The 12,084-nt window shown below is 59.7% G+C and carries 10 protein-coding genes; 7 read left to right on the plus strand and 3 right to left on the minus strand.

The genetic code is table 11. The features are described from left to right. Nucleotides 1-158: 158 nt before the first annotated feature. From AC3ZVB_RS03390 to AC3ZVB_RS03400, 3 genes are all read left to right on the plus strand, one after another. Complete coding sequence (locus tag AC3ZVB_RS03390; protein WP_162440477.1) at nucleotides 159-791, plus strand: LysE family transporter; 633 nt, start codon at nucleotides 159-161, stop codon at nucleotides 789-791. 236 nt (nucleotides 792-1,027) lie between these two features. Next, nucleotides 1,028-2,926, plus strand: a complete 1,899-nt coding sequence (locus AC3ZVB_RS03395; protein ID WP_490145773.1) for an FTR1 family protein — start codon at nucleotides 1,028-1,030, stop codon at nucleotides 2,924-2,926. Nucleotides 2,927-2,955: 29 nt separating this feature from the next. Beyond that, nucleotides 2,956-3,411 (plus strand): YaiI/YqxD family protein, encoded by a 456-nt coding sequence (locus AC3ZVB_RS03400; protein ID WP_490145774.1) that lies wholly within the window; start codon nucleotides 2,956-2,958, stop codon nucleotides 3,409-3,411. 79 nt (nucleotides 3,412-3,490) lie between these two features. Here the strand turns inward: AC3ZVB_RS03400 and elbB are convergent, their stop codons facing one another. Then, entirely contained in the window at nucleotides 3,491-4,159 is a 669-nt protein-coding gene (gene elbB / locus AC3ZVB_RS03405; protein ID WP_490145775.1) for an isoprenoid biosynthesis glyoxalase ElbB, read from the minus strand. Nucleotides 4,160-4,274: 115 nt separating this feature from the next. Between elbB and AC3ZVB_RS03410 the strand changes: the two genes are divergently transcribed. Continuing rightward, a complete protein-coding gene (locus tag AC3ZVB_RS03410) occupies nucleotides 4,275-5,510 on the plus strand; it encodes a sterol desaturase family protein (RefSeq protein ID WP_490145776.1) in 1,236 nt (411 codons plus the stop codon). Here the strand turns inward: AC3ZVB_RS03410 and AC3ZVB_RS03415 are convergent. Continuing rightward, nucleotides 5,491-6,123: a DedA family protein gene (locus AC3ZVB_RS03415; RefSeq protein WP_162440473.1), complete on the minus strand. Its 633-nt coding sequence runs from the start codon at nucleotides 6,121-6,123 to the stop codon at nucleotides 5,491-5,493. The two genes, AC3ZVB_RS03410 and AC3ZVB_RS03415, sit on opposite strands and share 20 nt — an antisense overlap. Before the next feature lie 208 nt (nucleotides 6,124-6,331). On the opposite strand from AC3ZVB_RS03415, the gene hemB reads away from it, so the two are divergent. After that, on the plus strand, nucleotides 6,332-7,345 hold the full coding sequence (gene hemB, locus AC3ZVB_RS03420) for a porphobilinogen synthase (RefSeq protein ID WP_008150323.1): 1,014 nt from the start codon (nucleotides 6,332-6,334) through the stop codon (nucleotides 7,343-7,345). Nucleotides 7,346-7,362: 17 nt separating this feature from the next. Then, complete coding sequence (gene ppk1, locus AC3ZVB_RS03425; RefSeq protein ID WP_490145777.1) at nucleotides 7,363-9,585, plus strand: polyphosphate kinase 1; 2,223 nt, start codon at nucleotides 7,363-7,365, stop codon at nucleotides 9,583-9,585. A gap of 185 nt (nucleotides 9,586-9,770) precedes the next feature. Here ppk1 and ppx read toward each other — a convergent pair whose 3' ends face one another. Continuing rightward, nucleotides 9,771-11,273 (minus strand): exopolyphosphatase, encoded by a 1,503-nt coding sequence (gene ppx, locus AC3ZVB_RS03430; protein ID WP_162440470.1) that lies wholly within the window; start codon nucleotides 11,271-11,273, stop codon nucleotides 9,771-9,773. Between the two features lie 304 nt (nucleotides 11,274-11,577). Here ppx and trxA point away from each other — a divergent pair, with 304 nt between their 5' ends. Then, on the plus strand, nucleotides 11,578-11,907 hold the full coding sequence (gene trxA, locus AC3ZVB_RS03435; RefSeq protein ID WP_003177349.1) for a thioredoxin TrxA: 330 nt from the start codon (nucleotides 11,578-11,580) through the stop codon (nucleotides 11,905-11,907). The last annotated feature ends 177 nt before the right edge of the window (nucleotides 11,908-12,084 follow it).

The raw sequence follows: 12,084 nt of genomic DNA on the forward strand, positions 1-12,084 counted from the left end.
CAACCGCAAACCTTCGCGATCACGGTCTGTCAGACGACGCCCGCTCCAGGCCCTCAGCACGTCCCTTAGTCGCAACATCCTGCAAAAAAATCATTAGTCATCGGCCCAGCGCCGCATTAGCTTAGACGTCTGTCAACGAGTCCAAGTCGAGGTGTGCAATGGAGCTTCAAACATGGCTGGCGTTCTTTGCCGCCTGCTGGGTGATCAGCCTGTCCCCCGGTGCCGGCGCTATTGCGTCGATGTCCAGTGGTCTGCAATACGGTTTCTGGCGCGGTTACTGGAACGCACTCGGCTTGCAGCTGGGCCTGGCGGTGCAGATTGCAATCGTCGGTGCGGGTGTAGGCGCGATCCTCACCGCATCAGCCACGGCGTTCTATGCCATCAAATGGTTCGGCGTTGCCTACCTGGTTTACCTCGCGATCAAGCAATGGCGCGCGCTGCCCAGTGACATGAGCGACGATGCGGCGATACGTCAGATCGGCAAGCCGATGGCTCTGGTGTTCCGCGGCTTCCTGGTCAACATCAGCAACCCCAAGGCACTGGTATTCATGCTGGCGGTGCTGCCGCAGTTCATTGACCCGCATGCGCCGCTGTTGGCTCAATACCTGATCATCGGCGTCACCATGGTCTGTGTGGATCTGATCGTCATGGCCGGCTACACAGGCCTGGCATCGAAGGTGCTGCGTCTGCTGCGCACACCCACGCAGCAAAAACGCATGAACCGTACGTTTGCCGGCCTGTTCATCGGTGCGGCGGCGTTTATGGCGACATTGCGCAAGGCGGCGGTGTAAATCATCCAACATCCAGGAACCCTGTTGAGTCCTCGAGGCTGCGTCGGGCTGCGTAGCGGCCCCTGAGGGCGGTCCTGCGGACACGCAACGCAGACTCGTACCTCGGCAGCTGCTACAGAGGACTCAACAGGGTTCTGTCATCTGCGCAGAACGTCCGGTATCAGCGAACAAAGCTTGAGTGAATGGGATTCGAAGTGAACAATGTGTAACTTCGTATTTCCAACTGAGATTCATTCATGATTGCCCCGTCACGACTACTGGCTTGGCTCGTGTTGCCGCTCGCTGCGCTCGGCAGTTTCCAACTGCTGGCCGACACCGTGGAAGGCGCGCCACAAGCGCTGCACATGCTCGATTACATTGGCGCCGACTATCCGCAAGCGGTCCAGGCGGGCAAGGTCATCAATGAATCCAAATACCAGGCGCAGCTCGATTCCATAAAAGCGCTACAAGGCCTGATCGTCGCGATGCCCGCCAAGCCGGAGCAAGTCGGGCTGGAGCAGGGCGTCAGCGCATTGCGCAGTGCCGTTACCGAACACCGGAACGGCGCGGACGTCACCCGTCAGGCGCGGCAGCTCGGTGCAAAACTCGCCGTCGCTTACGAAGTCAGTCAGGCGCCGATCATTACGCCCGACCCGACCCGGGGTGCGCCGCTGTATGCACATCATTGTTCGGTCTGCCACGGTGATGCGGGCGCAGGCGACGGCCCGGCTGGCGTTGGCCTGACGCCGCCGCCATCCAATTTGCGCGACAGCGCACGCATGGATCACCTGAGTCTCTACGCGATCTACAGCACGCTGGGCCTGGGTATCGAAGGCACCGATATGCCAGCCTTTGCAGATCAACTGGACGATCGTCAGCGCTGGGACCTGGCGACCTATATCGCCAGCTTCAGCGCCGATCCGCCTGCTGCGGCATCTGAGAAAACCTACAATATTGCGGACCTGTCCCGACAAACGCCTGCTGAAGTGCAGGCCGCCGAAGGACAGCAAGCCGCCGGGGTCTATCGTGCGCAGCGAGCTCAGCCACCGCAGGCCAAGCGCGGCCCGGCGCAACTGCTCGACTACACGGCAGCGACCCTGGACAAGAGCATCGCGGCCTACCGTGCGGGCGATCACGATCAGGCGTATGACTTGTCGGTAGCGGCTTACCTGGAGGGCTTCGAACTGGTCGAGAGCTCCCTGGACAACGTCGACGCCAACGTCCGCAAGGACACTGAAAAGTCGCTGATGGCGTACCGTCAGGCATTGCAGGATGGTCTGCCAGTGGCCCAGGTTCAGCAACGACTGGACACGGCGAAAACCAAATTGAAGGAATCGGCCGGTCTGTTGGGCAGTGACGGCCTGAGTTGGTCCCTGAGCTACATTTCCGGTCTGTTGATTCTGTTGCGCGAAGGCCTGGAAGCGATTCTGGTGCTGGCGGCGATCCTTGCGTTCCTGCGTAACACCGGCCAGCAATCCGCCGTGCGCAGCGTCAACGTGGGGTGGGGCCTGGCGCTGCTGGCAGGTCTGGCCACCTGGGCGCTGGCGGCGTATGTGATCGATGTCAGCGGTTCCCAGCGCGAATTGCTCGAAGGCGCGACGGCACTGTTTGCCAGCGTCATGGTGCTGTGGCTCGGCGTCTGGATGCACGATCGCCGTCATGCGGCGGCCTGGCAGGATTACATCAAGAGCAGCCTGGTGGGCGGTGGTGGGCGTTTCGGGTTCGCGACGCTGGCGTTTTTCTCCGTCTACCGCGAGTTGTTCGAGGTCATCCTGTTCTACGAAACCTTGTGGTTGCAGGCGGGCCCGGCCGGTCATAACGCGGTGCTGGCCGGCGGAGCAACGGCGTTGGTGCTGCTGGTCGGTTTGGCCTGGGTGATCCTGCGAGGCTCGGCGAAACTGCCGTTGTCGTTGTTCTTCGGCATCAACGCTGGCCTGCTGTGCGCGTTGTCGGTGGTGTTCGCCGGGCATGGCGTGAAGGCATTGCAGGAAGCCGGCATCTTTGGCACCCATCCCGTGCCGTTCTTTGACTTCGACTGGCTGGGCATCCACGCTGATGCCTATTCGCTGAGTGCGCAGGCGGCGGCGATCATTGCGATCATTGTCTTGTATGGCCGTAGCCGGTTGGCGGAGAAGCGGCGGGTTCAGGTTTCCTGACCTGATTGGTGTTTAAAGAGGAAACATTCATGCGTGTGTGGATCGATGCCGATGCCTGCCCTCGGGCGGCGAAGGACCTGGTCGTGAAGTTCGCCCTCAAGCGCCAGTTCGAAGTGGTGCTGGTGGCCGGGCAGCCGCAAATCAAACCGGGTCTGGCCCTGGTGAAATTGATTGTGGTGCCCAGCGGGCCGGACGCGGCAGACGACTATTTGGTGGAACACGCGGTGCCTGGCGAGCTGGTGATCTGCAGTGATGTACCGCTGGCCGATCGTCTGGTGAAGAAGGGCGTTGCTGCGCTGGATCCCCGTGGCAAGGAGTTCGATGCACAGAACATGGGCGATCGACTGGCGGTGCGTAACCTGTTCACCGATCTGCGTGAGCAGGGTCAGATGAGCGGTGGTCCAGCGCCGTTTGGCGAGCGCGAGAAGCAAGCGTTTGCCAATGCGCTGGAACGGATACTCACACGGCTTTCCCGCAAGCCCTGAAACGATCGCAGGCTCTTAAAAAGGTGCGCATCCAGTCCACGTAGGAGCTGGCGCAGCCTGCGATCTTTTGATTTTTCTTTTACACATCGTTTTCGTGGGTCAGCTCGAGCACGCGGTCGACCAGTTTATTGATCCCCGATGCCGCCTCACCGATGCTCTGAGCAAGCATGTAAGCTGGGGTGCTCACCAGTTTGCGCGCCTTGTCTTCAACGATGTCAGTCACCGCGCAATCCGCGTGAGTAGCCCCCATTTTGTTCATGGCGGCAGCTGTCTCGGCATCGTTGCCGATGGTGCAGGTCACGCCAGGACCATAGATTTTCGCCGCAAGCGCCGGAGAAATGCAGATCTGCCCGACCGGCTTACCCGCTTCGGCGAAGGCTTCGGTCAGCGCCAGAACGTCCGGATGCACCGAGCAGCCGGCGCCTTCGATGGCAAAGTTCGACAGATTTTTCGCCGCGCCGAAACCGCCCGGCACGATCAGCGCGTCGAAGTCATCGACACTGGCTTCGCGAATGTCCTTGATATTGCCCCGTGCGATTCGCGCGGACTCCACCAGCACATTGCGCGACTCGGGCATTTCTTCCCCCGTCAGATGGTTGATCACATGCAGCTGCGCGATGTTTGGGGCAAAGCACTGCACCTGAGCGCCGCGCTGGTCCAATCGCAGTAGAGTGATCACGCTCTCGTGGATTTCGGCGCCGTCGTAAACGCCACAGCCGGAAAGGATCACTGCAATTTTTTTGCTCATGGGCTTTTCTCCTTATTTATGGCGCTAAATGTCCACTAATTTGTCATCGGTTGCCATAGGGATAATGGGCGGCTACACCTAGGATCTGTGTTCAAGATCCCGATCAGGACGCGTCATGGACCTCATTCTGTATGCCGTTCCGTTTTTCCTGGTGCTGATCGCCGTAGAGCTGTTGGCTGACCGTTGGCGCGGGATGAGCAATTACCGGATCGCCGACGCGATCAACAGCATCAGCACCGGTGTCTTGTCGACCACCACGGGACTGCTGACCAAAGGTGTCGGGTTGCTGACCTATGCCTATGCGCTCAAGCATCTGGCGCTGTTCGAGCTGTCTGCCGACAGCGTCTGGGTCTGGGTGTTTGCCTTTGTCCTTTACGATTTCTGCTACTACTGGCTGCATCGTATGGGCCATGAACGCAACATTCTCTGGGCCGCGCATTCGGTGCATCACCAGAGCGAGGACTACAACCTCTCCACGGCTTTGCGCCAAACCAGCACCGGCTTCTTGCTGAGCTGGATTTTCTACCTGCCCATGGCCGTGCTGGGTGTACCGCTGCTGGTGTTCATCAGCGTCGCGGCGCTGAACCTGCTGTACCAATTCTGGGTGCATACCCGACACATTCCCAAACTTGGCTGGTACGAGTGGTTTTTTGTCACGCCATCCAATCATCGGGCTCACCATGCACAGAACGCTCTCTACATGGATCGCAACTATGGCGGTGTGTTCATTATTTGGGACCGTCTGTTTGGCTCGTTCCAGGAAGAAGACGACAACGAGCCGGTTATCTTCGGCGTGACCACACCGCTCGCGAGCTGGAACCCACTGTGGGCGAACGTGCAGTTTTACGTGCAGTTGTGGGATGACGCGCGACGGACGCAGAGCAGATGGGACAAGCTGCGCATCTGGTTCATGCGCACCGGATGGCGCCCGGCAGATGTCGCGGCAAGCTACCCGATGAGCAAGCCGGACCTGAGTCAGTTCCGCAAGTTTGAAGTGCCTCTGGACGGGCGTCTGCAGGTGTATGTGGCGCTGCAGTTTTGCGTCTACATCGCGTTTGGCAGCTATTTGATGAATATGGAGCGAAGCCTGTCGAGCGCCGCACTGGTGCTCGGCTGGGGCGCGGTGGCGTTGGGATTGTTCACGTTGGGCGTCGCCCTGGAGAATCGGCCGTGGGCGGTGAAGCTCGAGCTGCTGAGGCTGGCTTCGAACGTGCCGCTCGTATGGCTGGCGCCGATGGTCGGGCTGTGGCCTGCCAGTGCGGTGGGCTGGATCGCGTTGCTGAGCTACAGCCTGCTGAGCGGGATCGGCCTCTACTGCTGCAGAGACCGGGTTACTCGGTTGGCGTCTTAGTCGCGTCAGCTTTGGCCTGTTCGGCCTTCAGGGCTTGCTCGTCAGCGTAGACTTTCCTGGCCAGGCGAGCGTTCTTGAAGCGCCGGCGCAGCCACAGGCCGACACCCAGCACCAGCAGGGCGCCGAGCACCCATAGCTCGTATTTCTTGACGCTGCCGAGCATGCCTTCAAGCACCGCGCCGAAGTGATAAGCCGCCGCTGCCAGCGCGCTTGCCCAGATCGCCGCGCCGATGCCGTTCAGCAACAGATAGCGTCCCGGCGGATAGCCCGACAGGCCAATCGCCACGGGCATGACGGTGCGCAAACCGTAGACAAACCGAAAACTCAGGACCCAGATGTCGGGGTGCTTGCGGATATGCTCCAGCGCCCGATCACCCAGCAACTGCCAGCGTGGTTTACGCGCGAGCAACTTGCGCCCGTGCTTGCGACCCAGGAAGTACCACAGCTGGTCACCCGCGTAACTGCCACAGAACGCCACGATGGTGACGATCTTGATGTCCATGTATCCGCGAAACGCGAGGAAGCCCGCGAGCACCAGAATGGTTTCGCCTTCGAAGAACGTGCCGAGAAAGAGGGCGAAATACCCGAATTCCTGAAGAAATTGCTGGAGCATTGTCTGGGTGCTGGCGAAATGAACGCGCAGCCTAACCCTTCGTGCACATTCATGAAAGTGTCCAAATGTGTCTCGACGTGAACATTTCCTACAAGGACAATGGAATGTGGCTACAGAATATGGGAGTGCACATAACTGTCACACGACGGTCATAATGCCCGCTTATAACTGTCACGCTCGCCCGTCAGCACGGGCTCAGGAGTCTGCCGTGAGTTTCACCCCCGCCAATCGTTTGTTTCCTGCAACCCGCCTGCGTCGCAACCGTCGCGATGATTTTTCGCGTCGACTGGTCCGTGAAAACGTTCTGACCGTCGATGACCTGATCCTGCCGGTGTTTGTGCTGGACGGTGAAAACCGTCGTGAAGCGGTGGCCTCGATGCCGGGTGTCGAACGCCTGACCATCGACTTGTTGCTGGAAGAAGCGGCGAAGTGGGTCGAGCTGGGCATTCCGGCCCTGGCACTGTTTCCGGTGACCCCGCCGGAACTCAAGTCCCTGGACGCCGCCGAAGCCTGGAACCCCAACGGTATTGCCCAACGCGCCACGCGAGCGCTGCGAGCGCAGTTCCCGGAGCTTGGCGTGATCACCGACGTCGCCCTGGACCCGTTCACCACCCACGGGCAGGACGGTATCCTCGACGAAGAAGGCTATGTGCAGAACGACATCACCGTCGATGCGCTGGTCAAGCAGGCCTTGTCCCACGCCGAGGCAGGCGCCCAGGTGGTGGCCCCCTCGGACATGATGGACGGTCGGATCCAGGCGATCCGCGAAGCACTGGAACTGGCCGATCACGTCAACGTGCGGATCATGGCCTACTCGGCGAAGTACGCCAGCGCGTACTACGGGCCGTTCCGCGATGCGGTCGGTTCGGCGCTGAACCTGGGCAAGGCCAACAAGGCCTCCTATCAGATGGACCCGGCGAACAGCAACGAAGCCCTGCACGAAGTGGCGGCAGACTTGTCAGAAGGCGCGGACATGGTCATGGTCAAGCCAGGCATGCCGTACCTGGACATCCTTTACCGGGTCAAAGAAGAATTCAAAGTGCCGACGTTTGTTTACCAAGTCAGCGGCGAATACGCCATGCACATGGCGGCAATCCAGAATGGCTGGTTGAGCGAAGGGGTTATCCTCGAATCCCTGACCGCTTTTAAACGTGCAGGCGCCGATGGCATCCTGACTTACTTTGCCGTCCGTGCCGCTCAATTGCTACGAGAGCAAAAATAGCCCTCCAGGAAAAGGTCATGAATACCGAAGGACTCACTGAAGTTGCCGTAAAAGAAGCTCAACCCGTGGTGGAGCAAATTGCCGAAACGCCGCCGGAGCTTGAGCCTGCTCCCCCCACGGTAGTGGCCGAGCCCGTTTCGGCGGCGCCCGCGATTGCCATTCCCGGCCTGGATGACAGCAGCCTGTACATCCACCGCGAGCTCTCGCAACTGCAGTTCAACATCCGGGTGCTGGAGCAGGCGCTGGATGAGTCCTACCCCTTGCTGGAGCGGCTGAAGTTCCTGCTGATCTTCTCCAGCAACCTGGACGAGTTCTTCGAGATTCGTGTTGCCGGCCTGAAGAAGCAGATCACCTTCGCCCGTGAACAAGCCGGTGCCGACGGCCTGCAACCGCATCAGGCTCTGGCGCGCATCAGTGAGCTGGTACACGGCCACGTCGACCGCCAGTACGCGATCCTCAACGACATTCTGTTGCCGGAACTGGAAAAGCATCAGGTCCGCTTCATCCGTCGGCGTCACTGGACCACCAAGATCAAAACCTGGGTGCGCCGTTATTTCCGCGACGAGATCGCGCCGATCATCACCCCGATCGGCCTCGACCCGACGCACCCGTTCCCGCTGTTGGTGAACAAGAGCCTGAACTTCATCGTCGAGCTCGAAGGCATCGACGCTTTCGGTCGCGATTCCGGTCTGGCGATCATTCCGGCCCCGCGTCTACTCCCGCGCGTTATCAAGTTGCCGGAAGAAGTGGGCGGCTCTGGCGACAATTATGTGTTCCTGTCGTCAATGATCCACGCGCACGCCGATGACCTGTTCCAAGGCATGAAGGTCAAGGGCTGCTACCAGTTCCGCCTGACCCGAAACGCCGACCTCGCGGTGGATACCGAAGACGTGGAAGACCTGGCCCGCGCCCTGCGCGGCGAGCTGTTTTCCCGTCGCTACGGTGACGCGGTGCGTCTGGAAGTGGCTGACACTTGCCCTAAACACCTGTCCGACTACTTGCTCAAGCAGTTCAACCTGCACGAAACCGAGCTGTATCAGGTCAACGGCCCGGTGAACCTGACCCGTCTGTTCAGCATCACTGGCCTGGACAGTCAGCGCGAGCTGCAATACATGCCGTTCACGCCGCAGATCCCGAAGCTGCTGCAGAACAGTGAGAACATCTTCAGCGTGATCAGCAAGCAGGACATCCTGTTGCTGCACCCGTTCGAGTCCTTCACGCCGGTCGTCGACCTGCTGCGTCAGGCCGCGAAGGACCCGCATGTACTGGCGGTCCGTCAGACGCTGTACCGCTCCGGCGCCAACTCGGAAATCGTCGATGCACTGGTCGATGCCGCGCGCAACGGCAAGGAAGTCACCGCGGTGATCGAATTGCGTGCGCGGTTCGATGAAGAATCCAACCTGCAACTCGCCAGCCGTCTGCAGGCAGCCGGCGCAGTGGTGATCTACGGTGTGGTCGGCTTCAAGACGCACGCCAAGATGATGCTGATCCTGCGCCGCGAAGCCGGTGAGATCGTGCGTTACGCGCACTTGGGCACCGGTAACTACCACGCGGCCAACGCCCGTCTGTACACCGACTACAGCCTGCTGACGTCGGACGACGCCTTGTGCGAAGACGTCGGCAAGTTGTTCAGTCAGTTGATCGGCATGGGTAAAACCCTGCGCATGAAGAAGCTGCTGCACGCACCCTTCACGCTGAAGAAGGGCATGCTCGACATGATTGCCCGGGAGACCCAGTTCGCCCTCGACGGCAAACCGGCGCACATCATCGCCAAGTTCAACTCGCTGACCGATCCGAAGATCATTCGCGCGTTGTACAAGGCCAGCCAGTCCGGGGTGCGTATCGATCTGGTGGTGCGCGGCATGTGCTGCCTGCGTCCTGGCATCGCCGGGGTTTCGCACAACATTCACGTGCGCTCGATCATCGGTCGCTTCCTGGAGCACACAAGGGTCTTCTACTTCCTCAATGGCGGCGAAGAACAGATGTTCCTGTCCAGCGCCGACTGGATGGAGCGCAACCTCGACAAGCGCGTCGAGACCTGTTTCCCGGTGGAGGGCAAGAAGCTGGTCATGCGGGTCAAGAAAGAGCTGGAGCTTTATCTCACCGATAACACTCACAGCTGGAGCCTGCAGTCTGACGGTCGCTACATCCGCAACACGCCGACCGGCAACCAGAACCCACGCAGTGCCCAGGCCACGCTGCTGGAGCGGTTGGGCAGTCCGATTCTGGCAGTGCGTTAAGCAGCATTAGTCGAAGCAAAAAAATGGCGATCCCTGCGGATCGCCATTTTTATTTATCTGCCTGAACCACCCCCTGTAGGAGCTGCCGAAGGCTGCGATCTTTTGATCTTGCTTTTAAGAATCAAAAGATCGCAGCCTTCGGCAGCTCCTACAGGGGGTGCGAATCATCAAATACCGCGACAGCTTTAACGGACGTTGAGCACGAAACCAACCCGCGTCAGCCATTCCGCTTCCAGCGCGAAATCAGCCTGGGTCAGCTGGTTTTCGTCCAGCCAGTTGGCCGGGAACAACACATCCAGACTGTCGCGATTGGCGCGCAGTATCACCTGAGGCATTTCCTGTGTGCCGCGGATGTGATGGAACAGGATTGCAAAGCGCAACAGAACGCACAGGCGAATCAGCTTGATGCCGTCATCACCAAACTCGGCAAACTTGTCTTTTGGAATGTTGCGTCGATGACCACGCACCAGCAAAGCGAGCATTTGCTGGTCTTCTCGGGAGAATCCGGCAAGGTCGGAGTGCTCGATCAGGTAGGCGCCGTGCTTGTGGTAATGATAGTGAGCAATGTCCAGGCCCACTTCATGGACCTTGGCTGCCCAGCCGAGCAATTCACGCCAGACACCCTCGTCCAGGTCCCAATCTTCGGCAACTTGATCGAACGCGTGCAGCGCTTTGCGTTCAACCCGTGCAGCCTGTTCCAGATCGACGTGATAACGCTCCATCAACGAGCTGAGCGTACGCTCGCGGACGTCTTCGTGATGATGACGGCCCAGCAGGTCGTACAGCACGCCTTCGCGAAGGGCGCCTTCACAGTGGTCCATGCGCTGCAGTTCGAGGGCATCGAAGATTGCTTCAAGAATCGCCAGGCCGGCCGGGAAAATCGCCCGACGGTCAGGCTTGATGCCTTCGAAATCGATTTTCTCGACGTCGCCCAGTTTGAACAGCTTGCGCTTGAGCCAGGCGAGGCCTTCGGCATTCACCTCGCCAGTACCATGACCGCCAGCCTTCAGCGCAAGACCGATGGCGCGGATGGTGCCCGAGGAGCCGATGGCTTCATCCCAGGTCAGGCGGTGCAGGGCGTGTTCGATGCTCATGATCTCCAGGCGTGCCGCCGTGTACGCCTGGGCGTAGCGGGCCGGAGTGATCTTGCCGTCCTTGAAATAGCGCTGGGTGAAGCTCACGCAGCCCATTTGCAGGCTTTCGCGCAGCAGCGGTTCGAAACGCTGGCCGATGATGAATTCAGTACTGCCGCCGCCGATGTCCGCCACCAGACGTTTGCCCGGGGTGTCGGCGAGGGTGTGGGAAACGCCGAGGTAAATCAGGCGCGCTTCTTCGCGGCCGGAGATGACTTCCACGGGGTGTCCGAGAATGGCTTCGGCGCGGCGGATGAATTCGCCGCGGTTGCGGGCTTCACGCAGGGCGTTGGTGCCAACGATTCGCACGGCACCCAAAGGCATACCGTTGATCAGTTGGGCAAAGCGCTTCAGGCAGTCCAGGCCGCGTTGCATGGATTCTTCGTTGAGCTGGCGTTCATCGTCGATGCCGGCGGCCAGCTGAACCTTCTCCCCGAGACGTTCGAGAATACGGATTTCGCCGTTCTGGGCTTTGGCCACGACCATGTGAAAGCTGTTAGAGCCCAGGTCGATTGCGGCGATCAGGGACAGATTCTTGGCTTGGGATTGCGGCATGGTCAGGGGGTCTCGGTCGATAACCTCGACATCGTGCCACGATCAAACGCTGCCGCCAACGCGCAGTGTTCAAAGCATTGATCCGGCGCAGGAAAGCCGGTGACTGCTCGCGATGGCTGCCTTGAAAGCACCCAATGTCGGATTACGCACCGAATTTCTCTCCTCCGGCCCCGTCACTCCTTGACTTGAGCTATACCCAAACTCATGCAGCACCATAGCGAGACTCAATCATCTGCACCTTCCTGAACGAGGGAAGGGCAGCTATGATGGGCCACGTTTTTTTGCTTACAACCTGGAGACTTCCATGAGCAGCGATCTTATCAAACACGTTAGCGACGCTAGCTTCGAGGCCGATGTACTCAAGGCCGAAGGCGCTGTACTGGTCGACTACTGGGCTGAATGGTGCGGCCCTTGCAAAATGATCGCTCCTGTTCTGGACGAGATTGCAGAAACCTACAAAGGCAAGCTGACTATTGCCAAGCTGAACATCGACGAGAACCAGGAAACTCCGGCCAAGCACGGCGTGCGTGGTATCCCGACCCTGATGCTGTTCAAGAACGGAAACGTTGAAGCGACCAAGGTTGGCGCACTGTCGAAGTCGCAACTGGCTGCTTTCCTCGACGCCAACATCTAAGTGTCGATGTAAAGTGTCCGAAAAAAGGCCCCGCTAATTGCGGGGCTTTTTCGTTATTGAGGGCTAGACGCTCCGAAACTCAGGTGGTACATTCGGCCCCGCACTGGTTTCTCCATTGCCCCCTGCTAGCCGTCGCCGACGCACTCCTTTTCGAATAAGTACGCGATCCTGTCGCCT

The sequence above is a fragment of the Pseudomonas sp. MDV22-iso1 genome (genome assembly GCF_058145095.1).